Annotated in this window: 26 protein-coding genes; 17 read left to right on the top strand and 9 right to left on the bottom strand. The window is 61.1% G+C overall.

All coding sequences use genetic code 11. The features are described from left to right. Positions 1–87 precede the first annotated feature (87 nt). From ACS3QZ_RS07215 to ACS3QZ_RS07190, 6 genes are all read left to right on the top strand, one after another. Positions 88–1,212, top strand: coding sequence for an aminodeoxychorismate synthase component I (locus tag ACS3QZ_RS07215; protein WP_456037222.1), 1,125 nt, complete (start codon positions 88–90; stop codon positions 1,210–1,212). Next, positions 1,167–1,817: an aminotransferase class IV family protein gene (locus tag ACS3QZ_RS07210; protein WP_456037221.1), complete on the top strand. Its 651-nt coding sequence runs from the start codon at positions 1,167–1,169 to the stop codon at positions 1,815–1,817. Before ACS3QZ_RS07215 ends, ACS3QZ_RS07210 begins: the two co-directional genes overlap by 46 nt. 106 nt (positions 1,818–1,923) lie before the next feature. Next, a complete protein-coding gene (gene aspS / locus ACS3QZ_RS07205) occupies positions 1,924–3,774 on the top strand; it encodes an aspartate--tRNA ligase (RefSeq protein WP_456037220.1) in 1,851 nt (616 codons plus the stop codon). A 157-nt stretch (positions 3,775–3,931) separates the two neighbouring features. Continuing rightward, positions 3,932–5,371, top strand: coding sequence for a DUF1800 domain-containing protein (locus ACS3QZ_RS07200; RefSeq protein ID WP_456037219.1), 1,440 nt, complete (start codon positions 3,932–3,934; stop codon positions 5,369–5,371). A 17-nt stretch (positions 5,372–5,388) separates the two neighbouring features. Beyond that, on the top strand, positions 5,389–6,627 hold the full coding sequence (locus ACS3QZ_RS07195) for a DUF1501 domain-containing protein (RefSeq protein ID WP_456037218.1): 1,239 nt from the start codon (positions 5,389–5,391) through the stop codon (positions 6,625–6,627). An 81-nt stretch (positions 6,628–6,708) separates the two neighbouring features. Then, positions 6,709–7,422 (top strand): GNAT family N-acetyltransferase, encoded by a 714-nt coding sequence (locus tag ACS3QZ_RS07190; RefSeq protein ID WP_456037217.1) that lies wholly within the window; start codon positions 6,709–6,711, stop codon positions 7,420–7,422. Between the two features lie 6 nt (positions 7,423–7,428). Here the strand turns inward: ACS3QZ_RS07190 and ACS3QZ_RS07185 are convergent, their stop codons facing one another. Then, complete coding sequence (locus ACS3QZ_RS07185; RefSeq protein WP_456037216.1) at positions 7,429–8,145, bottom strand: response regulator; 717 nt, start codon at positions 8,143–8,145, stop codon at positions 7,429–7,431. Between the two features lie 164 nt (positions 8,146–8,309). Here ACS3QZ_RS07185 and mce point away from each other — a divergent pair, with 164 nt between their 5' ends. After that, positions 8,310–8,714, top strand: coding sequence for a methylmalonyl-CoA epimerase (gene mce / locus ACS3QZ_RS07180; protein ID WP_456037215.1), 405 nt, complete (start codon positions 8,310–8,312; stop codon positions 8,712–8,714). A 55-nt stretch (positions 8,715–8,769) separates the two neighbouring features. Further along, positions 8,770–9,060 (top strand): DUF1467 family protein, encoded by a 291-nt coding sequence (locus ACS3QZ_RS07175; RefSeq protein ID WP_456037214.1) that lies wholly within the window; start codon positions 8,770–8,772, stop codon positions 9,058–9,060. Positions 9,061–9,114: 54 nt separating this feature from the next. On the opposite strand, the gene ACS3QZ_RS07170 is transcribed toward ACS3QZ_RS07175, so the two are convergent. The 3 genes from ACS3QZ_RS07170 to ACS3QZ_RS07160 are packed head-to-tail and all read right to left on the bottom strand — an operon-like array spanning position 9,115 to position 11,555. After that, positions 9,115–9,816, bottom strand: a complete 702-nt coding sequence (locus ACS3QZ_RS07170) for an EI24 domain-containing protein (protein WP_456037213.1) — start codon at positions 9,814–9,816, stop codon at positions 9,115–9,117. Continuing rightward, positions 9,801–10,379 (bottom strand): nitroreductase family protein, encoded by a 579-nt coding sequence (locus ACS3QZ_RS07165; protein ID WP_456037212.1) that lies wholly within the window; start codon positions 10,377–10,379, stop codon positions 9,801–9,803. Before ACS3QZ_RS07165 ends, ACS3QZ_RS07170 begins: the two co-directional genes overlap by 16 nt. Positions 10,380–10,433: 54 nt before the next feature. After that, positions 10,434–11,555 carry a histone deacetylase-like amidohydrolase gene (locus tag ACS3QZ_RS07160; protein ID WP_456037211.1) on the bottom strand — a complete coding sequence of 374 codons (1,122 nt, stop codon included), beginning with the start codon at positions 11,553–11,555 and terminating at the stop codon, positions 10,434–10,436. An 82-nt stretch (positions 11,556–11,637) separates the two neighbouring features. On the opposite strand from ACS3QZ_RS07160, the gene ACS3QZ_RS07155 reads away from it, so the two are divergent. Then, complete coding sequence (locus ACS3QZ_RS07155; RefSeq protein WP_456037210.1) at positions 11,638–11,895, top strand: DUF167 domain-containing protein; 258 nt, start codon at positions 11,638–11,640, stop codon at positions 11,893–11,895. A 101-nt stretch (positions 11,896–11,996) separates the two neighbouring features. On the opposite strand, the gene ACS3QZ_RS07150 is transcribed toward ACS3QZ_RS07155, so the two are convergent. Then, a complete protein-coding gene (locus tag ACS3QZ_RS07150) occupies positions 11,997–12,236 on the bottom strand; it encodes a DUF8831 family protein (protein WP_456037209.1) in 240 nt (79 codons plus the stop codon). A gap of 100 nt (positions 12,237–12,336) precedes the next feature. On the opposite strand from ACS3QZ_RS07150, the gene ACS3QZ_RS07145 reads away from it, so the two are divergent. The 6 genes from ACS3QZ_RS07145 to ACS3QZ_RS07120 all read left to right on the top strand — a co-directional run bounded on the left by ACS3QZ_RS07145 (position 12,337) and on the right by ACS3QZ_RS07120 (position 14,561). Beyond that, the gene (locus ACS3QZ_RS07145) at positions 12,337–13,044 is read left to right on the top strand and encodes a M48 family metalloprotease (protein WP_456037208.1); all 708 of its coding nucleotides are present in this window, start codon (positions 12,337–12,339) and stop codon (positions 13,042–13,044) included. A gap of 3 nt (positions 13,045–13,047) precedes the next feature. Further along, positions 13,048–13,401: a YigZ family protein gene (locus ACS3QZ_RS07140; RefSeq protein ID WP_456037207.1), complete on the top strand. Its 354-nt coding sequence runs from the start codon at positions 13,048–13,050 to the stop codon at positions 13,399–13,401. A gap of 67 nt (positions 13,402–13,468) precedes the next feature. Next, positions 13,469–13,744 carry a DUF6455 family protein gene (locus ACS3QZ_RS07135; RefSeq protein ID WP_456037206.1) on the top strand — a complete coding sequence of 92 codons (276 nt, stop codon included), beginning with the start codon at positions 13,469–13,471 and terminating at the stop codon, positions 13,742–13,744. Further along, positions 13,741–14,016: a DUF6455 family protein gene (locus tag ACS3QZ_RS07130; protein ID WP_456037205.1), complete on the top strand. Its 276-nt coding sequence runs from the start codon at positions 13,741–13,743 to the stop codon at positions 14,014–14,016. Before ACS3QZ_RS07135 ends, ACS3QZ_RS07130 begins: the two co-directional genes overlap by 4 nt. Next, on the top strand, positions 14,016–14,285 hold the full coding sequence (locus tag ACS3QZ_RS07125) for a DUF6455 family protein (protein ID WP_456037204.1): 270 nt from the start codon (positions 14,016–14,018) through the stop codon (positions 14,283–14,285). Before ACS3QZ_RS07130 ends, ACS3QZ_RS07125 begins: the two co-directional genes overlap by 1 nt. A 21-nt stretch (positions 14,286–14,306) precedes the next feature. Then, positions 14,307–14,561 (top strand): DUF6455 family protein, encoded by a 255-nt coding sequence (locus ACS3QZ_RS07120; protein WP_456037203.1) that lies wholly within the window; start codon positions 14,307–14,309, stop codon positions 14,559–14,561. A 73-nt stretch (positions 14,562–14,634) separates the two neighbouring features. Here the strand turns inward: ACS3QZ_RS07120 and ACS3QZ_RS07115 are convergent, their stop codons facing one another. From ACS3QZ_RS07115 to ACS3QZ_RS07105, 3 genes are all read right to left on the bottom strand, one after another. Then, positions 14,635–14,880: a CDGSH iron-sulfur domain-containing protein gene (locus tag ACS3QZ_RS07115; RefSeq protein WP_456037202.1), complete on the bottom strand. Its 246-nt coding sequence runs from the start codon at positions 14,878–14,880 to the stop codon at positions 14,635–14,637. Beyond that, on the bottom strand, positions 14,877–15,254 hold the full coding sequence (locus ACS3QZ_RS07110; protein ID WP_456037201.1) for a thiol-disulfide oxidoreductase DCC family protein: 378 nt from the start codon (positions 15,252–15,254) through the stop codon (positions 14,877–14,879). Before ACS3QZ_RS07110 ends, ACS3QZ_RS07115 begins: the two co-directional genes overlap by 4 nt. Before the next feature lie 133 nt (positions 15,255–15,387). Continuing rightward, positions 15,388–16,145, bottom strand: a protein-coding gene (locus tag ACS3QZ_RS07105; protein ID WP_456036452.1) for an IS5 family transposase whose coding sequence is annotated in 2 segments (ribosomal slippage) — positions 15,388–15,824 and positions 15,824–16,145 — 759 coding nt in all. Because the reading frame shifts where the segments join, the coding sequence is not laid out codon by codon here. A 605-nt stretch (positions 16,146–16,750) separates the two neighbouring features. Here ACS3QZ_RS07105 and ACS3QZ_RS07100 point away from each other — a divergent pair. Next, a protein-coding gene (locus ACS3QZ_RS07100; RefSeq protein WP_456037200.1) for an IS5 family transposase occupies positions 16,751–17,508 on the top strand; the annotation gives its coding sequence in 2 pieces (ribosomal slippage) (positions 16,751–17,069 and positions 17,069–17,508; 759 coding nt in all). A 362-nt stretch (positions 17,509–17,870) separates the two neighbouring features. On the opposite strand, the gene rimO is transcribed toward ACS3QZ_RS07100, so the two are convergent. Next, positions 17,871–19,283 (bottom strand): 30S ribosomal protein S12 methylthiotransferase RimO, encoded by a 1,413-nt coding sequence (gene rimO / locus ACS3QZ_RS07095; RefSeq protein WP_456037199.1) that lies wholly within the window; start codon positions 19,281–19,283, stop codon positions 17,871–17,873. A 349-nt stretch (positions 19,284–19,632) separates the two neighbouring features. Here rimO and ACS3QZ_RS07090 point away from each other — a divergent pair, with 349 nt between their 5' ends. Further along, positions 19,633–21,537, top strand: a complete 1,905-nt coding sequence (locus ACS3QZ_RS07090; protein ID WP_456037198.1) for an AsmA family protein — start codon at positions 19,633–19,635, stop codon at positions 21,535–21,537. The last annotated feature ends 21 nt before the right edge of the window (positions 21,538–21,558 follow it).

Genomic DNA, 21,558 nt, shown 5'->3' with positions numbered 1-21,558 from the left:
AACAGCCTGAACCGCCGCTTTCGGCGTGTTGTTTCCCGTGGGTGCGGTCTAGAGCTTGGGTCGCAGTGAAGAGCAAGGAGAGCGGGTTTGGAGATTCGCTTTGATCATGGTCCCTCAGGACAGGCCGCGGGATTCTATGGCGCGCGCCGTCTTGTCGTGGCGCGGGACGCCGCAGAGGTTCCCGAGGTGCTGGCGGAACTGGACGCGGCCCGCGCAGAGGGTATGTGGTTGGCTGGCTATGCCACTTACGAGATGGGATATGCTCTAGAGCCGCGGTTGATTTATCGTCTGAAGCCTGGACGCACGCTGCCGTTGTTGTGTTTCGGTGTATATGATGAGCCAGGGCCGGCAAGACCGCTTGGGCAGGGAGAGGTCGGGCTGGACCGATTTCGGCCCCTCTGGCCCGAGGCACGTTATCGCGCCGCTTTTGAGCAGGTGCACGGGTATATCGGGGCCGGGGATATCTATCAGGCGAACCTGACCTTTCCGATGGAGGCGGCATTCGCGTGCTCTGCCGAGGCGCTTTATGGCGCGCTTATGCGGCGGCAGGGGGTGGGGCATGGTGCCTTGATTCGCCAGTCGGGCCTGCCGGATATCCTCAGCCGGTCGCCCGAGCTGTTCTTTCGCACCGATGCCACGGGGCGGATCGAGACACGGCCCATGAAGGGCACACAGCCGCGCAGTAATGATCCGGTTGAAGATGCACGGCGCAAGGCGTGGCTGGCTGGGGACGAGAAGAACCGGGCCGAGAACCTGATGATCGTCGACCTGCTGCGCAATGATATCAGCCGGGTTGCCAAGCCGGGCAGCGTTCATGTGCCCGAGTTGTTCCGCATCGAAAGCTATGCAACCGTGCACCAGATGGTGTCGAGCGTGGCAGCCCAGCTGCGTCCGAGGGCGGGGCTGGCGGATATCTTCGCGGCGCTGTTTCCCTGCGGGTCGATCACCGGGGCGCCCAAGCTGCGGGCGATGGAGATTCTGGACGATTTAGAGCCGGCGCCGCGCGACATCTATTGCGGCACTATCGGCTGGGCCGCCCCGGATGGGCGATCGGAGTTCAACGTGGCGATCCGCACATTGATGCTGGATAATGGACGTGCCACTTTGAACGTCGGTGGCGGAGTCGTCTGGGACAGCACCGCCACATCCGAATATGAAGAGGCCACATGGAAAGCCCGTTTCGCGCTCCCGTTCCTGACGGAACCCGCCTGATCGAGACATTCTGTTTTGATCCGTCAACCCGCAGCATCACACGGCGAGACCTGCACAAGGCGCGCCTGGAGCGGTCGGCGGCGGCTTTCGGGTTTCCGCTTGATCACGCCGAGATACGGGCCAAGCTCGACGCGTTTGATTGCGATGCGCCGTTGCGCTGCCGTCTGACGCTGGACCGGGAGGGGCGGGTCGAGATCGTTGCCGCGCCGATGCCGCCCGCGACCGCGCGTGAATGGGGGGTGACTGTGTCGGGGCAAAGGCTGCGGTCCGACGATCCGTGGCTGGCGCACAAGACGACGCAGCGCGCGCTTTATGATGAAACCCGCGCCACCCTGCCCAAGGGTGTGGACGAGGTGCTGTTTCTCAACGAGCGTGACGAGCTTTGCGAAGGGACGATCACCAACCTGTTCGTGACGCTGGAGACCGGCGAAATGGTCACGCCGCCCTTGTCCTGTGGGGTGTTGCCCGGCGTTCTGCGCCAATCGCTGATTGAAGCCGGAGAGGTGCGCGAAGCGGTCGTGACGTTGCCCATGCTGGCGCGCGCGCAAGCGGTGCATGTCGGCAATTCGCTGCGAGGCCTGATCCCGGCGCGGCTGATCGGGTAAATTCGGCGGGTTTGGCAAGAGTTCCCGACGACGTACCTTGACTTTGCGCCCCCAAAGAGGTGTATCGGCGCGACTTCACCATTCTGACCCTCATGAGGGAGCGACCATGCACGCCTTTCGCAGCCATACCTGCGCCGACCTGAACAAATCCAATGTCGGTGAAACCGTCCGCCTGTCGGGCTGGGTTCACCGTGTTCGTGACCACGGTGGCATCCTGTTCATCGACCTGCGCGACCATTATGGCGTGACCCAGGTGCTGTGTGACCCTGACAGCCCCGTCTTCTCGGAAATGGAGAAGGTGCGCAGCGAGTGGTGCATCCGCATCGACGGCAACGTCAAGGCGCGCGATCCCGAACTGGTGAACCCGAAACTGCCGACCGGCGAGATCGAAGTGTTCGTGCGCGATCTCGAGGTGCTGGGCGCAGCCGACGAACTGCCGCTGATGGTCTTTGGCGATCAGGAATACCCCGAGGAAACCCGTCTCAAGTACCGCTTCCTTGATCTGCGCCGCGAGGCGATGCAGGAGAACATGAAGCTGCGTTCGGATGTCGTGGCCTCGATGCGCAAGCGCATGTGGGATCAGGGCTTCCGCGAATACCAGACGCCGATCATCACGGCTTCGAGCCCCGAAGGCGCGCGCGACTTCCTCGTGCCGTCGCGTCTGCATCCGGGCAAGTTCTATGCGCTGCCGCAGGCACCGCAGCAGTTCAAGCAGTTGATGATGGTTGCCGGTTTCGACAAGTATTTCCAGATCGCGCCCTGTTTCCGCGATGAGGACCCGCGCGCCGACCGTTCGCCAACGGATTTCTACCAGCTCGACATGGAAATGAGCTTTGTCACCCAGCAGGACGTGTTCGACACGATCCAGCCGGTGCTTAAGGGCATTTTCGAAGAGTTCGGTGGTGGCCGCAAGGTGGATGCCGACTGGCCGCAGATTTCCTATGCGGATTCGGCCAAATGGTACGGCACCGACAAGCCCGACCTGCGCAACCCGATCAAGATGCAGGACGTATCCGAACATTTTGCAGGCTCGGGTTTTGCGATCTTTGCCAAGTTGCTGGAGCAGGAAGGCACCGAAGTGCGCGCGATTCCAGCGCCAACGGGCGGCGGGCGCAAGTTCTGTGACCGCATGAACAAGTTCGCACAGGAGCAGGGCCTTCCCGGCATGGGCTATATCTTCTGGCGCGAGAAAACTGCTGACTCGGTGGCGCAGGAACTTGGCATCAAGGTCAAGGAAGCGCAGGCCATGCTGAAATCCGGCGAAGTCGAGGGGGGTATGGAGGCGGCTGGTCCGCTCGCCAAGAACATTGGCCCCGAGCGCACTGAGGCGATCCGCCAGCAGCTGGGTCTTGGGATTGGTGATGCGGCGTTCTTCCTTGGCGGCAAGCCGAAGGCATTCGAGGCGGTTGCGGGGCGTGCCCGCGACGTGATCGGCAAGGAGCTTGGCCTTCTGGACGAAGACCGGTTTGCCTTTGCCTGGATCGTCGACTTCCCGATCTTCCAGAAGGACGAGGACACCGGCGAGGTCGATTTCGATCACAACCCGTTCTCGATGCCGCAGGGTGGGATGGAGATTCTTGAAACCGATCCGCTGTCGGCGACCGGTTTCCAGTATGACCTTGCCTGTAACGGGTATGAGCTGGTGTCGGGCGCAATCCGGAACCACAAGCCGGAGATCATGTTCAAGGCGTTCGAAATCGCGGGCTATGGCGAAGATGAAGTGCGCAAGCGCTTTGGCGGCATGGTCAATGCGTTCAAATACGGCGCCCCGCCGCACGGTGGCTGTGCCGCTGGCGTCGACCGCATCGTGATGCTGCTCGCGGATCAGGTGAACATCCGAGAAGTGGTGATGTTCCCGATGAACCAGCGTGCGGAAGATCTGATGATGAACGCGCCCAGCGATCCGACCAGTGACCAGCTGATGGAGCTTGGGTTGCGGGTGATCCCGCAGGAATAAGCGGCGCATCGCAGACCGATTGCCAGGCCGTCCCGTAACGGGGCGGCCTTTCTTTTGGGCGGCTGGCAGGGCGCAGTGGCAAGATTTGACCGATGCCGCCGAGTGGCGTTTCATTTTCTGTAAAATCCCGCCGCGTCGACATATGCTCAAAACGGGCGTGAGCGCCCGCTACGAAACGGTGGAGGGTCAGGTTGTGTTCTTCGATCCGATCATGGCTGAAACGCGCTTTGGGTGCGGTTTGTCGGCTTCGGTTGCCGCGCCTTCGTCCGTTGAGCAGATGATGGAGCGTCTTAAAGGCCAAGATTTTGCTGCGCAGGCGTTCCCGATTCCCGGATTCGAAGATCTGAGCGCAGAGGGTCTTGCCTATGCGGAACTCCTGAAAGACCTGCGCCGTACCAGAAAAGCCGGTGGCGATGGGCGTGAGATCGACAGGGAACTTCGCCTGATGTTTCGCGAGCGTATCCGGATGCAGATCGAGTGGACATGGCAGGCATTGTTGCGCTGCACCTGGAGCGAGGACGGGTTTCGCGAGAGGCTTGTCGAATTCTGGTTCGATCATTTTTCTGCGACCGGCAAGAATCGTGAGTTCAAGAAACTTGTTTTTCCCTACATGGAGACAGCAATTCGCCCGCATCTGTCCGGCCGAATGGAAAATCTTCTGACTGCCGTCGTCACGCACCCGATGATGCTGCACTTTCTGGATCAGTCCGCGTCGGTTGGCCCCAACAGCGCCTTTGCGCAAAAGCGGGCCGAAAAGAATGTCTTGAGAGGGCTGAATGAGAACCTGGCGCGTGAAATTCTGGAGTTGCATACGCTTGGGGTGGACGGGCCCTACGGTCAAGAGGACGTGCGCCAGCTGGCCGAGCTTCTGACGGGGCTGGTCGCGACGCCGTCAAGACGAACCGAGTTCAGAAATGCCCGGTCCGAGCCGGGTGCGGAAACGGTTCTTGGGCGCAGTTATGGTGGAGACGCCGGTGCGATCGACGATATTCATGCGGTGTTGCGCGATCTCGCGCGGCACCCGTCGACGGCGGCCCACCTGTCGTGGAAGCTGGCGCGTCATTTCGTGTCCGATAGGCCGGACCCCGGCTTGGTGAAGGCCATGACCGGCACGTATCTGGAAACTGACGGCGTGCTTGCAGCCGTTTATGAGACAATGTTGCGCCATGATGCGTCCTGGGGGGATCTTGGGGCGCAAGGGAACGCCAAACGCCCGTTCACCTTTGTGGCCTCGAGCATGCGGGCGCTGGGTGTGCAGGCGGAAAGAACGCGCGAAATTGAGCCGGGACGCGCGCGTCAGATCGTTCTGACGCCAATGTCCCTGATGGGCCAGCCGCGTGAAACCCCGCCTGGGCCACAAGGGTGGCCGGAAGAAGATGCGCATTGGGTGACTCCACAGGGGGTGGCCGCGCGGCTGCAATGGGCGATGAGCGCGCCGTCGCTTTTGTCCGACCCGCTGCCGGACCCGCGGGAGTTTGTGGTGCAAGCACTGGGACCGCGGGCGCCTGCCGATGTCGTTTTTGCCGCGAAGGCCGCCGAAGACCGCAGGATCGGAACCGCACTTGTCCTTATGTCACCGGCGTTTCAGCGCCATTGAGGGAAGGGAGAGGAACCATGGCCAACATGTTGTCGAGACGTGCATTCCTGACCCGGGCGGGCGCTGTCGGGTGCTCTCTTGCCGCGAGCCCGTTTGTCACCACGGCGAGTTTTGCCGCGTTGCCGACGGACAATCGGTTGGTGGTGATCATCCTGCGCGGTGGAATGGATGGACTGGACGTTCTGCGCCCGTGGGGGGATGCTGCCTTTGCACAGGTCAGGCCGGGATTGGCAGCCGAGCGTGACCATGCGCTTGACCTCGACTCGTTTTATGGCGTGCATCCCCGAATGGCGCCGCTTTTGCCGTTGTGGCGGGCGGGGGAGCTGGCATTTGTTCAGGCGGTGTCGACACCCTATCGAAACAAGCGCAGCCACTTCGACGGGCAGGATATTCTTGAGGCAGGCACGCCCGGGCTTGAGGGGGGGGCAGAGCGCAGCGGATGGCTTAACCGGATGCTCGGCGGGATGCTGGGCGTGGATGCCCGCACCGCCTATACGATCGGAATTGATCCGATGCTTCTGTCCAGTGGCCCGTTCCCGATCAACAGCTGGTCGCCGGACGTGGATGTCGTGCTGAGCGCACAGGGGTTGAGCCTGTTGCGCGTGCTATACGAGGCGGACCCTGCCTATGGCTCCGCTTTGGAGCAGGCGGTTGCCCTTGCCGGTCAGGATGGTGATCGGGCAATTTTCGAGACGGCTGGGGCGCCGATGATGGATGCGATGCAATCGAACATGGACATGGGTGGCGCCACGGGCGGCAAGCGCCACGTGCGCGTTGCCGAGTTTGCGGCTCAGCAGCTGGCCAAAGATGCGCGGGTGGCCTGCTTTTCCTTGGGGGGATGGGATACACACCGCGGGCAGCTCAGCGCGCTGAACGCGCCGGTCAAGCGTCTGGCGGATGCGCTGGTTACGTTGAAAGCAGGGTTGGATGATGCTGCTTGGGGCAGGACGACCGTTCTGGCGATGACCGAGTTTGGCCGGACCGTGCGGGAAAACGGCACCAAGGGGACAGATCATGGCACGGGCGGCACTATGGTGCTTGCGGGCGGAGCGCTCAGAGGAGGGCGGGTCCTTGGGCATTGGCCGGGGCTTAACGAGGCCGATCTGTTCCAGCGCCGCGACCTGATGCCGACAGGGGACGTGCGGCACTGGGCGGCTTGGGCGATCCGGTCGAGCTTTGGTCTGGAGCGAGGGTTCCTTGAGGATACTGTCTTTCCGGGCGTGGAGATGGGGAAGGATCCGGGACTGCTTTCGTGACGCTTTGAGGCGCATCGCGGCCCTTTCCCCCCGTGCTGGACTGTGCAACAAATCGGTCTGGAGCAATGGGGAGTTCTGGACATGCGCGACGACAGGCCCGTGGGGGCGGCCGTACCCGGATGGACACCGCCGCCGGTTTCCGGTGGGGCGGTTCTTGAGGGGAATTTTGCCCGGCTCGAACCGTTGAATGCCGAGGCGCATGCCGCCTTGCTTTTCCGGGCATATCAGGCGGATGACTGGGTTTGGGACTACATGCCCTACGGCCCTTTCCACTCTGCGGCGCAATACCACCGCTGGGTGCGCGAAACCGTGGCTAATCCGGATCATTTTTTCTATGCGATCTATTCCAAGGAGGCGCGTACCTTTACCGGAGTTGCGTCTTATCTGCGGATCAAGCCCGCGGCCGGGTCGATCGAAGTGGGAAACATCAACTTCTCCCCGATGATGCAGGGCACGCGGGCGGCAACCGAGGCCATGTTCCTGATGATGCAATGGGCGTTCGAGGCCGGGTATCGCCGCTATGAATGGAAATGTGATGCGCTCAACGCGCCGTCGCGCCGGGCGGCGCAGCGGCTGGGGTTGAGCTATGAAGGCGTGTTCCGGCAGGCGCTGGTCTACAAGGGCCGGAACCGGGATACCGCGTGGTTCGCCGCGATCGACAAGGAATGGCCCGCGCTCAAGCAGGCCTTCGAGGTGTGGTTGTCGCCACGCAATTTCGATGCTGCGGGACGACAGAATGAAAGCCTGAGCGACCTGACCCGGCTGGTGCGCGTTGCCGAGGACCCGACGCTCTGAGCCACGTCAGATCGCGGAGGCCTGCGCCAGGCGATCCCGCATCATCCCATTGAGACGTGCCAGTTCCGAGACCGGCATCTGACCAGCCCGTCGTGCGCGGCTGATGGATTCGACCACGTTGAGAAGTGGTGTGTCCTCGGCGCTGCGCGCGATCCCGGAGAGGAACTGTGTCACATAGTCGATGGTGGTATCCTTCGCCCCATCCTGCAGCGCGTCGGCGGCGTGCAGAAGGTCGTCGCGATAGGCCACGGGATCGGCCAGGATCGTTTCGTCCGCCACTATGCGTGGTCCCGGCGGGCGGTGATCGCCGGGCAGGCGGGACAGGATGGCCTGCTGGAATGTGGCCAGGCTGGAGAGCGGCTTGGTCAGGAACCCATCCGCCCCGGCGCCAACGGCAAGCTTTTCGCCAAGATCATCGCCAGACGTCCCCAAAATAACGTCGATCCGCGGCGCGGCGTTGGTCAATTCCCTGATCAGGTCTGTCCCGGAGCCATCGGGCAGGCCGAGATCGACAATCGCGACATTGGGACGGTAGATCTGCAGGTGCCGACGCGCCGAGGCAAGGCAATCGGCCCGCCGGATGCGTGCGCCCGAGCGCAGACACATCAGCCGCAGCGCGTCGCAGGCGAAACGGCTGTCTTCGACAGCAAGGATGGTCAGGCCCAGAAGAGGGCGCTGTGGGGTGGGCACGTTAAGTGGATTAATGAGCGAGCGGTCATCCATTGCGAAACTCCTCTGGCAGTAAGGCGGTGAGACCGGATCAGAGTAGGGCCAACTTGCCTAACGAAGCGTTAAGCAAGCCGCGACCCCCTGACGCTTGCGCAGGCGCGCGGGGATGATCATAAGAGGTGCGGACTTGAGACCCTTTATGACATGAGGATACCGACATGATTGGACGTTTGAACCACGTGGCGATTGCCGTACCCGACCTTGAAGCCGCTTCGGAGCAATACCGCAGCGCGCTTGGCGCAAAGGTGGGAGCTCCGCAGGACGAGCCGGATCACGGTGTAACCGTGGTGTTTATCGAACTGCCCAACACCAAGATCGAACTGCTTTACCCGCTGGGAGAAAACAGCCCCATTCAGGGCTTTCTCGACAAGAACCCGTCGGGCGGTATCCATCACGTCTGCTACGAGGTGGAGGACATCATCGCCGCACGCGATCACCTCAAGGAGACCGGCGCGCGGGTGCTGGGAACCGGAGAACCGAAAATCGGTGCGCACGGCAAGCCGGTGCTGTTCCTGCATCCCAAGGATTTCAACGGCTGTCTTGTGGAACTGGAACAAGTATAACATATGAAGGGCGGGCGGCGATCAGGCCGCCCGCAGCTTTTGGGAGGCTCCCTGCATGACGATCACCTCGGCCATCGTGCTTTACGCGGTTCTCTGGTTCATGACTTTTCTGATCGTGATCCCGGTCCGTCTGCAGACGCAGGGGGATGTGGGGGAGGTCGTTCCCGGCACCCATGCCGGTGCGCCAGAGCATCACAACCTCAAGACCAAGGCCAAGATCACCACCGTCGCAGCGGCGGTAATGTGGGGCATCCTTTACTGGATCATCACCACGGGCGTGATCACCGTGCGGGATTTTGACTGGTTCAACCGGATGGGCCCGGCGCCTGTCGAGGCAACACAGTAGGGTCAGACGCCGCAGAACCGGCTCACCGGGGGTAGGGCGGGTGAAACCCGTGCCCTAGCGATCCCCGAGTTGGTGGTAGAGATGCGTGAAGGTCGCCGCGCCCAAGATCGGGATCAGCAGGTTCACTAGCGGAATGGACAGGGGCATCGCCATCAGCGTTCCGGCGAGCCAGATCGTGCCCATGTGTTTCTTGCGCAGGGCCTTGGCGCCTTCGCGTCCGATGCGGCGCATGGCGGCCAGCTGGAAGTATTCCCGTCCCAGCAGGAACCCGTTCATGCCCCAGAAAATGAAGAGGGCCATAGGCGGAAAAAAGGCATAAAGCACCAGTGCCAGCAGGTTGGCGGCGATCAGCACACCGAGGAAGTTCACGGTATCGCGCACCGCATCCCAGAAGGGCACCGGGTCCACGGCGGGCAGGTTGGGGTAGTGGCGGTCCTCGACCGCCTGTGCTACTTCGTCAAGGAACATGGAGGTGATGGCCGAGGCCACCGGCACCATGAGAAAGACCGAAAGTGCGATCATCACGAAGAACGAGGTCCAGGTGATCAGATCGGGCAGCCATGTGACCTCGCCAATCAGCTCCTGCACGGTTTCTGCGGCGCCAATCCAGTTCAGGAAGGCGAGAAAGGCAACATAGGCGGCCACCAGAAGCGCAAAGGTCAGCCCGACGCCCAGCAGGAGCACCCGGCGAAAGCGCCGGTCGCCCATCTGTCCGAGGGCCTTGAAAAACGAGGTGACGACTACTGTGAAACCCATGTGACCTTTTCCTCGATGTCGGGGCGGGGGCGTTCGGGGGGGGCGGCGCGTTCAGTGCCGATATGGATGAACCCGGCGACGCGTTCATGCGGGGCAAGGCCAAGGCCCTTTTCGACAAAGTCGCGATCATGGCTGGCCCAACCCGAGAGCCAGTTGGCCCCCCAGCCCGAGGCCAGCGCGGCATTCAGCAGTTGCAGGCAGACCGCGCCCGCCGAATAGGTCTGTTCAATGGCCGGGATCTTTTCGGCAATGACAGGGGCTTCGATCACGACGACGGCAAGGTCGGCATGGGCGAACTGATCGTGGTTCTTGGTGATCTTGTCCGGGTCAATGCCAAGCGCTGCGCCACGGTCTTTGACCAGCCCGGCAAGGCGGTTCAGGGCGGATTTCTCCAGCACGATGAGCCTCCACGGTTCCAGCTTGCCGTGATCAGGTGCGCGCAGGGCGGCTTGCAGGAGCGGCGCGAGGTCGTCGCGGTTCGGGATCGGGGTGGTCAGGGTTTTGGCGGGGCGCGAGCGGCGCGTCAGAAGAAAATCGAGCGCCTGCGGGTTTGGATCGGGCATATGTCTGGTCCTGTCGTTCCGTTGGATTTCATGTCGGCACGTGGCCGCAAAAGTTCAACCTTTTTCGGGTGATGTTGCGAAATAGGCGGCCAATTCGGTGATCTGCTCGGCGATGAAGGCGTCAAAGCGGGCGTTGGGCTGGCGTTTGCTAACGGTGGCGGCCATGGGATCGGGGGCGTGTTTGTCCGAGCCGGACAGTTCCTCGATCGTGGCATGGCCGCAGAAAGGGACGTAAGCCTCGGAATAGCCGCCCTCGTGCACCAGCACCAGTTTGCCGTCACAGAGTTTTTCGGCGGCCTGTTTCATCTGCCGGGTCATCTGGCGGAAGGTGTCTGCGGTGGCAAGCATGCGGGCCAGAGGATCAAAAATGCCCGCGTCATAGCCGCAGGCAACTACGATCAAGTCGGGCTGGTAGGCATCCAGCGCGGGCAGGACAATGCGGTTCATTGCGTCGAGATAGGCAACATGTCCACAACCCGGTGGCAGCGGGACGTTGATGTTGTAGCCCAGCCCGTTGCCGGTGCCGCGATCTTGTTTGTCACCCGTGTCGAGCGGGTAGTTGTATTCCTGATGCAGCGAGATCGTCAGCACGTCGTCGCGGTCATAGAAAATGGCCTCGGTGCCATTGCCGTGATGCACGTCCCAGTCGATCACGGCGATCCTCTTGCAGCGGTTTTCGGCAATGGCGGCTTCGATGGCGATGGCGATATTGGCCAGAAGGCAGAAGCCGTTGGGCCAGTCAGGCAGGCAATGGTGCCCCGGCGGGCGCGAGAGCGCATAGGCATTGTCCACCTCGCCGCTCAGCACAGCGCGGACGGCGGCGGTGGCCAGCCCAGCGGAGAGCGCGGCGAGTTGGAACCCGCCTTGGCCAAAAGGCGTGCGCAACCCGAGATCTCCGCCGCCCTGATCCGACATCTCCCTGAACTCATCCAGAAAGGCGCGGGGGTGAACGCGCAGAAGGTCATCCATGCTGGCCGCGTCGGCGCTGCGCAGATCAAGATCACCGCTCAGCCCGGTCACATCCATCAGGTTCTTGAGGCGACGCTTGGTTTCGGGGCTTTCGGGCAGACCACCGGCGGCCAGCGGCTGAACAAGCCCGCCAACGGGCAGGGTCAGCGCGTAGTTGCCTCCCGAATGCCAGAAACAACGCTCGTCCCAGAAAAACCCCGTTGCCATAAGCGCTTCCTCTTGATGCCCCGCATGGGTAAATAACCAGCTAGCCAGGGTGAAGTAAATCGCCCGCTTCGGAAGGGGCTCCATGAGTGAAGACCTGAAAACGCTGATCCGGCCCGGTGTCGAGTTTGCCGTGCGGGTGACGCCCCGCGCCGCACGTAACCGGATCACGGTAGAGGACGGCGCGGTCCGGGTCTATGTCACGGTGGTGCCGGAAGGCGGGAAGGCAAATGCCGCCGTGCAAAAGCTTTTGGCCAAAGCACTGGGCGTGGCCAAATCGCGCCTGATGCTGGTACGTGGCCAAAGCGCGCGCGACAAGACTTTCCGCTTGGAGACCGGGTGAGGCCCCGGCCGGAATCGCGCAGCCTTGCCGCTTCTCAATGGGTGCAAATACCCCAGGGAGTCGCAGCCTTGCTGTGACAGGGCAGCGCCCCGCTGTCGCTTTCAGTCCTCGTCGCGCTTGAGAATGTAGACCCCTTCGGGCAGGTCCAGCGCGGCCGCAAGATCCTGGGCCTGATGATTGGACAGGGTGATTTTCTGCACCGTATCCGTACGCGCATCATATTGTTCGATGGTGATGCAGTCTTCGAAAAGGTGGATGATCACATCTTCGCCCAAAGGCTGAGTGCCTTCGTCGACAAGGGTGACAATCGTGGCGTCAAATTCGTGCTCGATGCTGAACATGTTCCCAGAGTAGCGCGCCTGCGCCGGACTGCAAGCATTTCACACTGGAAACGGGGGCGGCGCAGGGCTAAATTTCCGGAACCCCAAAGGGAGAAGTGTCATGCGTCTGAGTGTATTACCCCTTGTTCTGTTGATTGCCGGATGTGTCAGCACGACTTCTGATCCCGCGCCGTCGAAACCTGCGCCAACACGGGCGGCGACCCCGGCCATCAGCCTGGACGAAGCCAACCGGCGCCTGGCCCCCGTCAAGTCGCGGCTGGAACCCGTGGCGGAACGTGAATGTCGCCAGCGCACGCGGCAAAACACCAATTGCGATTACGCAATTTCCGTCGACAAGCGTCTGAACCTGCCCGCCAATGCCTATCAGACCGAAGACCGTTCCGGTCGCCCGCTGATCATATTTACGGCGGCCCTGATTGCCCAGACCAGAAACCAGGATGAACTGGCCTTTGTCATGGGGCACGAGGCAGCGCATCACGTGGCTGGACATCTGAACCGCACCCAGCAGGATGCGCTGGCCGGGGCGGCGGTGGGCGCGATCCTGGCGAGTGTCATGGGGGGCAACGCCGAGATGGTCGACCTTGCGATGAACGTGGGTGCGGATGTGGGCGCGCGGTCCTTTTCCAAGGAATACGAGCTGGAGGCGGATGCGCTGGGTACGGTGATAGCGCATCGTGCGGGCTATGACCCAGTACGCGGGGCCGAGTTCTTCAACCGTATTCCCGATCCCGGCGATCAGTTCCTTGGCACGCACCCGCCCAACAAGGCGCGCATGGCCATCGTGCGCCAAACAGCGGCCAAGCTCTGAGTGATGCTGCAACTGAAGAATGTCGTCACGGATCGAGGATCGAAATACGCGGTTTCGGGGGGCGTGGCGCGGGACAGGCACGAAGTGGACGCCTTTCTCAAGGATCTGAAGCGGGACCGGAAATTCGCCAAGGCAACCCACAACACCTGGGCGGCGTTGTTTGCTGACGGAACGCCTCTCAAGGGGGATGACGGCGAGTTTGGCGCCGGAATGGTGATCTTGCGGATGCTCGAACGCGAGGGGCTTCATGATCATGTCGTGGTCGTAACGCGTTGGTATGGCGGCACAAAACTTGGTGGTGATCGGTTCCGACGGGTTCAGGATTGCGTGCGTGCCTATCTCGATGCACGCGGTTGATGCAAGTCAAGGGCACCTTTTGATGTCGGTGATATCGTGCCCTGCATGAGCATTTGCGGAGGCCGCGATGACAGACAGGATCAAGACGAGACGACATGCCGCGCTGCTGGACGGGGCCGCGCGCCGCGCTGGCGTTGATTTGCAGGAGGCGGCGATTGCCGGTGCCCTGCCGTTCGAAGGGATCGGGGAGGCCATGCAGCGTTGTATGGCCTGCGACGATCCGGATGCCTGTGCAAGATGGCAGGACAGTGTGTGTGGCGTGCTTCCGGCGGGCGCTGACGGGTTGCCGGGCTTCTGCCGGAACCGGAGATTGATGGCCGAGCTCGGGAGGCAGGGCGGATGAAGCCTCTTGGCGAAAGCAACACGCATTACTGGCTGGCGCAGCGCATGGCCAAGGTCACGGAAACCGACCTGGTTGCGGCAATGGCGCAGGCGGAGCTGACACAGGCGGAATGGGCCGAGATGGTGGAAGACTGCCGGGGGTGTGACTGGACCCGCGGCTGCAAGCGCTGGCTCGCGGAACATGACACCGAAAGCGCAGAGGCACCGCCGCGGGACTGCGTGAACCAGGACAAGTTTGAAAAGCTCAAGGATGCGTTGGAGGCGCTGGAGTAATGGGGATCGTGCAGCCGCTGGGAGACCCGGCAAAGCATTTCTGGCTGACGCGGAGCGTGGCGCGGGCCATGGGCCTGTCGCTCAGCGAAGCCATGGCCGAAGGGCATCTGTCGGCCAACGGCTATGCCGATCTGGTGACGCGCTGCCGGACCTGTCCGAGCGTGGCGCAATGCGAGGCATGGCTGGCTACGGCATCGGGGCCGGGGCAGGACGCGCCGGAGTGCTGCATGCACAAGGAACTACTGGATCGGCTGGCATCCCGCCGCTGATCCCTTGAGAGAGGACGAAAGATGGGACTTTTCAACAAGCTGGACAAGCATTCCGGCCTCGTGTCGGAGATGTCGGACCGGGTTGGCGTGGATTGGGAAGAGGTTTTGACGACCCGCCCGGAGTTGGCCGTGAAGTATCGCTCTGCAGTGATGAAATGCACCCAGTGCCGGGATGTGGGGGCGTGCCAGGGGTGGCTCAAGACGCACCACAGCGCCAAGCACGCGCCGGAATATTGCGAGAACCAGGACCTGCTGGACGAATTAAAGACCGGGTAAGGGGGCGTTGCCCCCGTCGCAGTTTTGACTGCGACTCCCCCGGGTATTTCTGGAAAAAGAAAGATATGGGCGTCTAGCCCAGACGGTTGTGTGATCCGTCGCAGAGCGGTTTTTTACCGCTGTGCTTGCACCCACAAAAGAAGACCTTCTTGCTGGCCTCGGCAGTGTATTTGACCGGAGTGAGGCCGGTATCCTTGTGCGAGCCATCACAGAACGGTTGTTTGCCTGAGCGTCCGCAGGCGCACCAGAAGTAGGTTTTGCCTTCTTCGACCTTGATGGGGAAGGGGGCTTTTTGCGCAATGATGGGTGTGTCTGTCATGCGGTTTCTCCGTTGCGATTGCGCTTGAGATGGCGGCGGTAAAGGGTAGGTGCAAGGACGTGATCGTAGGTGAAAGATGCGATCCGGTACAGCCCCGGCAGCCCGGTGAGCGTGGCGAGCCAGCGATAGCGCGGCATTTGTTTCCACAAGATGCGGAAGGCGTCGAGGCCGGAATAGACCAGCCCGAGATGCATGACATGCAGGCGTTGGGCCGCCATGTCCGGGTTGATGCCCCACGCGGCGCCGTCGGGGCCGTTCAGATCGTCATAGCGCACGGAGAGGGCGCGGGCGTCGGTGTGGCGCTGATAGTGGCAAATTTCGGCGTTGCAGACCGGGCAGTCGGCATTGAAGAGGACGCGGGTTTCGGCGGGCATGGGGGCTATTGGGTGATGGTTTCTAGACGATACGTGTGGGGAGGGGAACTGGTTGCAAATTTCATTTTTTTGGTGGCCGCTCATTTTGCCGCACACTCTTGTGCCAAAATATTTGGAACTGTAGGGTCAGGACTCATAGCCAGAAAATGACGAGTGCCGCCAGCGCGATGGCTGACAGGAATACCTTTGGGGATCTGTCGTAACGGGTCGCGACCCGCCGCCAATCCTTGAGCCTGCCGAACATGATTTCTATGCGGTTGCGCCGTTTGTAGCGGCGCTTGTCGTACTTCACCGTTTTCTTCCGCTGTTTTCGACCGGGGATGCAGGCGCGTATCCCTTTGTCTTTCAAAGCTTCTCTGAACCAATCGGCGTCGTAACCACGATCTCCGAGCAGCCAATCTACTTTTGGCAGGCTGCCAACGAGAACCCGTGCGCCGGTGTAATCACTGACCTGACCGGCTGTCACAAAGAGGTTCAGAGGACGTCCTTGGCTGTCGCAAATGGCGTGCAGCTTTGTGTTCATGCCGCCCTTGGTGCGCCCAATCAGACGCCCACGCCCCCCTTTTTCACGCCCAGACTGGACGCCGTGCGATGAGCCTTCAGATAGGTGGCGTCGATCATGACCGTTTTCTCTTCACCATGATCAGCAGCCAAACCAATCAGCATCTCGGCGAAGATGCCCTTGTCGCTCCAACGCTTCCAGCGATTGTAGAGTGTCTTGTGCGGGCCGTATTCCTTGGGAGCATCACGCCATCGTAACCCGTTGCGATTGATGAAGATAATGCCGCTCAGCACCCGGCGATCATCCACACGAGGTTTGCCATGGGACTTGGGGAAGAAGGGCTCAAGGCGCGCCATCTGCGCGTCGCTCAACCAGAAAAGATCAGACATGTTTACCGCTCGTTTTTCGAGTCGTGAATTATGCCGCCAACCGGAAATCAATGGGTCCTGACCCTAGGCTTTACGGGAGCTTTGGTTGATTTTTTTTGTTATGGGTGCAATGGAATGCTTTTGGTCAAGTACTGCAAGTCGGAACATAACATCACCAAAGGTTCGAAGCTACTCTTGGGAAACTTGTTTAAGTACCGCGATATTGAAAATCAGGAGCTTTTGGACGATGAAGAAGGAAAATACACTTTCAGATTGACTATCTCGGATGGAGTTGATCTGGATCAAAACTTCGCAAACCTATTGTTTCAAGGATAAATAGCATTTGGTGACACAAGCAAAACACCAAGGTTTCCCGGCAGCTTCTCGACATTTGTAAAAAAGCTAAACATTCAAAGCATAGGAGAAGACTCACTGAAAGTTTCCGAGGCGGAAGTTGACATCGAGATGTCTGTACCAAACTGCTACGTTTTTTGCATGACTTTGGCAGAAAACGCAGACCAAAACCCGTTCGAAAACTATGATGACTATTGGACAATCCATAGGGTCAGGACCCATTGATTTCCGGTTGGCGGCATGATTCACGACTCGAAAAACGAGCGGTAAACATGTCTGATCTTTTCTGGTTGAGCGACGCGCAGATGGCGCGCCTTGAGCCCTTCTTCCCCAAGTCCCATGGCAAACCTCGTGTGGATGATCGCCGGGTGCTGAGCGGCATTATCTTCATCAATCGCAACGGGTTACGATGGCGTGATGCTCCCAAGGAATACGGCCCGCACAAGACACTCTACAATCGCTGGAAGCGTTGGAGCGACAAGGGCATCTTCGCCGAGATGCTGATTGGTTTGGCTGCTGATCATGGTGAAGAGAAAACGGTCATGATCGACGCCACCTATCTGAAGGCTCATCGCACGGCGTCCAGTCTGGGTGTGAAAAAGGGGGGCGTGGGCGTCTGATTGGGCGCACCAAGGGCGGCATGAACACAAAGCTGCACGCCATTTGCGACAGCCAAGGACGTCCTCTGAACCTCTTTGTGACAGCCGGTCAGGTCAGTGATTACACCGGCGCACGGGTTCTCGTTGGCAGCCTGCCAAAAGTAGATTGGCTGCTCGGAGATCGTGGTTACGACGCCGATTGGTTCAGAGAAGCTTTGAAAGACAAAGGGATACGCGCCTGCATCCCCGGTCGAAAACAGCGGAAGAAAACGGTGAAGTACGACAAGCGCCGCTACAAACGGCGCAACCGCATAGAAATCATGTTCGGCAGGCTCAAGGATTGGCGGCGGGTCGCGACCCGTTACGACAGATCCCCAAAGGTATTCCTGTCAGCCATCGCGCTGGCGGCACTCGTCATTTTCTGGCTATGAGTCCTGACCCTAAGACACAGGCCACTCAATTCGGGATTAATCTCGCCAATCTGATTAGACGGCAGCTAAAGGTTTTGAGTGTGTCCGAGGCAATCGCAGAACGGCATTCGCTTGTAACTTTGCCACATGTTGCAATTGATGTTCGTCACCAAAAGGTGATTTATCGAGATAGAGACATTCACATTACACCTGAAAACCTCATTTCGTACGATGAACTTATTAGGATCTTCAGAGAGGTCGTATTCGTGAAACCATTAGACTACCAAAATGAACGCGAATACCGATTTATTTTCGACTTTCGATTTGAGAATGAAATCTACCCCGTAAAGAAGCAAGATCAATTTCTGGACTTGAATGCGTTGTTATTCGGCCTTGCCTGAAATAATACCCCACAAATCATACTCCCCCGCCTCGTCAACTTCAACGCGAACGATATCCCCAATCGACAACCCCTCGGTCCCTTCATCAATAAACAGGTTGCCGTCAATCTCGGGGGCGTCGGCTTTGGTGCGGCAGGTGGCGATGCCGTCGGCGTCGATGTCGTCGACGATGACGTCCATGGTCTGGCCGACCTTGGCGGCGAGTTTGGCCTCGGAGATGGCCTGCGCCTTTTCCATGAAGCGGTTCCAGCGGTCTTGTTTGACCTCTTCGGGGACGTGATCGGGCAGGGCATTGCTGCGCGCACCGTCGACGTTTTCGTATTGGAAGCAGCCGACCCGGTCGAGCTGGGCTTCGTCCATCCAATCCAGAAGGTGCTGGAATTCGGCCTCGGTTTCGCCGGGGTAGCCGACGATGAAGGTCGAGCGCAGGGTGATGTCGGGGCAGGTGGCGCGCCAGCGGGCGATCTCGTCCAGCGTTTTGGCCCCGGCGGCGGGGCGGGCCATGCGTTTGAGCGTGTCAGGGTGGCTGTGCTGGAACGGGATGTCGAGATAGGGCAGCAGCGCCGTATCCGGGTCGGCCATGAGCGGGATCAGGTCGCGCACATGCGGGTAGGGGTAGACATAGTGCAGGCGGACCCAGAGGTCCTTGGGCGTGCCCAACTGGCCCAGTTCACGGGCGAGATCGGTGATATGCGAGCGCACCTCGCGGTCTTTCCACGGGTGGGTGGAATATTTGCGGTCCAGCCCGTAGGCGGAGGTGTCCTGTGAGATCACAAGGAGTTCCTTGACGCCGTTTTCGACGAGTTTCTCGGCTTCGCGCAGGATGGCGTGGACGGGCCGTGAGGCGAGTTTGCCGCGCATGTCGGGGATGATGCAGAATTTGCAGGCGTGGTTGCAGCCTTCGGAAATCTTCAGGTAGCTGAAATGGCGCGGGGTGAGTTTCACGCCCGAGGCCGGGAGCAGGTCCACGAAGGGGTTCGGGTCAGGCGGGACAGCGGCATGCACCGCGTCGAGCACCTGTTCATATTGGTGTGGGCCGGTCACGGCGAGCACCTTGGGGTGGGCACCGGTGATGAACTCGGGCTCGGCGCCAAGGCAGCCGGTGACGATGACCTTGCCGTTTTCATTGAGCGCTTCGCCGATGGCGTCGAGGGATTCGGCCTTGGCCGAGTCGAGAAAGCCGCAGGTGTTCACGATCACCGCATCCGCGCCGGAATAGTCGGGTGAGATACCATAGCCTTCGGCCCGGAGCCGCGTGAGGATGCGTTCGCTGTCGACCAGCGCCTTCGGGCAGCCAAGCGAGACCATGCCAATGGTGGGCTGGCCGGGGCGTTTTTCGCCGGTGAGGGTGGCACGGGCGAGGTCGGGGCGGAGGTTGGGCGGGTTCGTGGACATGGGGGGCATATAGGGGATGATGGCGGGTTTGGGAATTGCTGAATTGTGGGGGTAGTGTTCGCGGGTGCGATCACTTCCAGCGCCAGGATCCCGCTCGTGAATTTCGTCAGAAACCCGTTTCGGGCTTGGGGAGGACTGGAAGGCATAAGTTGCCGTTTTTGGAACCGGGTGCAGCGCGCACAGCCGCTCTTCACGACCCACGCTCTTTTTCCTTGGTCTCGGATTGCGGCAGCGGTTTCGGTTGCGGTGAGGGGGCGCGGGCTTTTCCCCGTGGATACACGTGCGTTTGAGTTGCGTGGGGCGCTTGGGCGGGCGTAGGCTGAAACGAGAGCAGTCACAGGAGGGGCCCATGCGTCTGATCCGTATTCTTTTCATGGTCATTGTTGTCGTGGCGTTGGGGCTGGTGGGGCTGGTGATGCTGTTGCCGGGTGAGAAGATCGCCAGGCTGGCCGCCGATCAGGTCAAGGCGATGACCGGGCGGGATCTTGTGTTCGAGGGCGAGGTCGGGATCAGCTGGTATCCCGTGCTGGGGGTGTCGACTGGGCCGGTGACGCTCAGCAACGCCGACTGGTCCACTGGCGGCGCAATGTTCCAGGCCGAGAGCGCGGCGATCGGGGTGGATGTGATGAGCGCCTTGTCGGGCAATATCCGGATCACCCGGATCGAGGCGGTGGCGCCTGACGTTTTGCTGGAAAAGGCTGCGGATGGACGAGTGAACTGGGCGTTGGTGCCCGCAGGCGACGCTCCGGACGACGAAGGTGCGAAGGCTGCCGGGCCTGCGCGGCAGGTGTCGCTGGAATTGTTGAGCATCCGCAAGGCGCGGGTGCGTTATGTCGATCATGGCGGTGATCGTTTCGAGGTAGCGGATCTCGATCTGGACTTGCGTTGGCCCGGCGTGGACCAACCGGCAGAGATCGCGGTGACGGCGCGGCCCGCGGGCAAGGATGTGGAAGTCGCGGCGACGGTCGGGCGTCTGGACGATCTGCTCGCGGGGTCGGTATCGTCGCTTGTCGCAACGATCAAGGCCGCAGGTGGGCGCGTGGATTTTGACGGGCGTGTCGGCATGGCGCCCGAGGCGGCGGGGCGCGTCGTCGCCGATCTGCTGGATTCGGCGGCGTTTCTCCGGGCGTTGGGGCTGGAGGCCGGATTGACAGGGCGTGCGCGCATGGAAGGGGAGGTGACGCTGACGCGGGCGCAGACCCTGTCGCTGCGCAAGGGGATCGTGACCGCTTTGGGCAACACAGTGAATGCCGAGGCGGATGTGGCGCTTGGCGGCAAGCGGCCCAAGGTGACGGCCAATATCGTTGCCGGGAAGCTGAACCTTGATGCGATGATGGGAGGAGGTGCGGACAGCGGTACGACGGCGCCCGCCGATGGGTGGTCGAAGGCGCCGATTGATGCCAGCGCGCTTGGTCTGGTGGATGGTCGCGTCGTGTTTGGTGCCGAAGCAATTGACCTGGGCGGGATCGACATTGGCCGCACACGGGCCGTGGTGGAGATCGACAATGCGCGGGCGGTGGCCACGCTCAAGGAACTGGCGGCTTACGAGGGCGCGGTGCAGGGGACCTTTGTTGCCAACGGGCGCAGCGGGTTTTCCGTACGCGGTGATCTGAGCGTGCGCCAGATTGCGCTCAAGGGGCTTCTGGGGGCGACAGCGGGATTGAACCGGTTTACCGGCAAGGCGGACATGAAAATGGATTTCCTTGGGGCGGGCGGTTCGGTGCAGGCGATCATGGACAGCCTTCAGGGCAGCGGGAACGTGGCCGTGGGTCGTGGAACCATCGAGGGGATCGACCTCGACAAACTGTTTCGCGGCGATCCCACGGGGGGTACGACGGTGTTTGACCAGATGTCGGCAAGTTGGACCATCGACAAGGGCGTCATGAAAAACGATGACCTGCTGATGGAATTGCCCAGGGTGATTGCGCGGGGCAAGGGCAGCGTGGGGCTTGGCAAGCAACGTATCGACTACACGCTGACCCCGCAGCTGCGCCGGGAAGACGGCAAGGGGCTGGCGGTGCCGGTCAAGGTTGAGGGACGTTGGGACAACCCGCGGATCACGCCTGACATGGACGCGGTACTCAAGCAGAACCTTGCCGAAGAGCGTAAGGCGCTTGAGGAAGAGGCGACCAAGCGCGTGGAAGAGGAGCTTGGCATCGTGAAAGAGGAAGGCCAGTCGACCGAGGACGCGGTCAAGAAACGGCTGGAGGACGAGGCCAAGAAGGGGCTGTTGAAACTTCTGGGACAGGAGTAGTCGGGAAGATTTGACGGCACT

The organism is Shimia sp. W99 (assembly GCF_053851455.3).
Note: the sequence above shows the minus strand (reverse complement) of the source record. Positions and strands in the feature narration are given on the sequence as shown.

Bases quoted from the DNA above. Each gene is read 5' to 3' on its own strand.
- ACS3QZ_RS07210 (WP_456037221.1), top strand. From the start codon at position 1,167: ATGGAAAGCCCGTTTCGCGCTCCCGTTCCTGACGGAACCCGCCTGATC.
- aspS (WP_456037220.1), top strand. From the start codon at position 1,924: ATGCACGCCTTTCGCAGCCATACCTGCGCCGACCTGAACAAATCCAAT.
- ACS3QZ_RS07195 (WP_456037218.1), top strand. From the start codon at position 5,389: ATGGCCAACATGTTGTCGAGACGTGCATTCCTGACCCGGGCGGGCGCT.
- ACS3QZ_RS07190 (WP_456037217.1), top strand. From the start codon at position 6,709: ATGCGCGACGACAGGCCCGTGGGGGCGGCCGTACCCGGATGGACACCG.
- ACS3QZ_RS07185 (WP_456037216.1), bottom strand. From the start codon at position 8,145: ATGGATGACCGCTCGCTCATTAATCCACTTAACGTGCCCACCCCACAG.
- mce (WP_456037215.1), top strand. From the start codon at position 8,310: ATGATTGGACGTTTGAACCACGTGGCGATTGCCGTACCCGACCTTGAA.
- ACS3QZ_RS07175 (WP_456037214.1), top strand. From the start codon at position 8,770: ATGACGATCACCTCGGCCATCGTGCTTTACGCGGTTCTCTGGTTCATG.
- ACS3QZ_RS07170 (WP_456037213.1), bottom strand. From the start codon at position 9,816: ATGGGTTTCACAGTAGTCGTCACCTCGTTTTTCAAGGCCCTCGGACAG.
- ACS3QZ_RS07165 (WP_456037212.1), bottom strand. From the start codon at position 10,379: ATGCCCGATCCAAACCCGCAGGCGCTCGATTTTCTTCTGACGCGCCGC.
- ACS3QZ_RS07160 (WP_456037211.1), bottom strand. From the start codon at position 11,555: ATGGCAACGGGGTTTTTCTGGGACGAGCGTTGTTTCTGGCATTCGGGA.
- ACS3QZ_RS07155 (WP_456037210.1), top strand. From the start codon at position 11,638: ATGAGTGAAGACCTGAAAACGCTGATCCGGCCCGGTGTCGAGTTTGCC.
- ACS3QZ_RS07150 (WP_456037209.1), bottom strand. From the start codon at position 12,236: ATGTTCAGCATCGAGCACGAATTTGACGCCACGATTGTCACCCTTGTC.
- ACS3QZ_RS07145 (WP_456037208.1), top strand. From the start codon at position 12,337: ATGCGTCTGAGTGTATTACCCCTTGTTCTGTTGATTGCCGGATGTGTC.
- ACS3QZ_RS07140 (WP_456037207.1), top strand. From the start codon at position 13,048: ATGCTGCAACTGAAGAATGTCGTCACGGATCGAGGATCGAAATACGCG.
- ACS3QZ_RS07135 (WP_456037206.1), top strand. From the start codon at position 13,469: ATGACAGACAGGATCAAGACGAGACGACATGCCGCGCTGCTGGACGGG.
- ACS3QZ_RS07130 (WP_456037205.1), top strand. From the start codon at position 13,741: ATGAAGCCTCTTGGCGAAAGCAACACGCATTACTGGCTGGCGCAGCGC.
- ACS3QZ_RS07125 (WP_456037204.1), top strand. From the start codon at position 14,016: ATGGGGATCGTGCAGCCGCTGGGAGACCCGGCAAAGCATTTCTGGCTG.
- ACS3QZ_RS07120 (WP_456037203.1), top strand. From the start codon at position 14,307: ATGGGACTTTTCAACAAGCTGGACAAGCATTCCGGCCTCGTGTCGGAG.
- ACS3QZ_RS07115 (WP_456037202.1), bottom strand. From the start codon at position 14,880: ATGACAGACACACCCATCATTGCGCAAAAAGCCCCCTTCCCCATCAAG.
- ACS3QZ_RS07110 (WP_456037201.1), bottom strand. From the start codon at position 15,254: ATGCCCGCCGAAACCCGCGTCCTCTTCAATGCCGACTGCCCGGTCTGC.
- rimO (WP_456037199.1), bottom strand. From the start codon at position 19,283: ATGTCCACGAACCCGCCCAACCTCCGCCCCGACCTCGCCCGTGCCACC.
- ACS3QZ_RS07090 (WP_456037198.1), top strand. From the start codon at position 19,633: ATGCGTCTGATCCGTATTCTTTTCATGGTCATTGTTGTCGTGGCGTTG.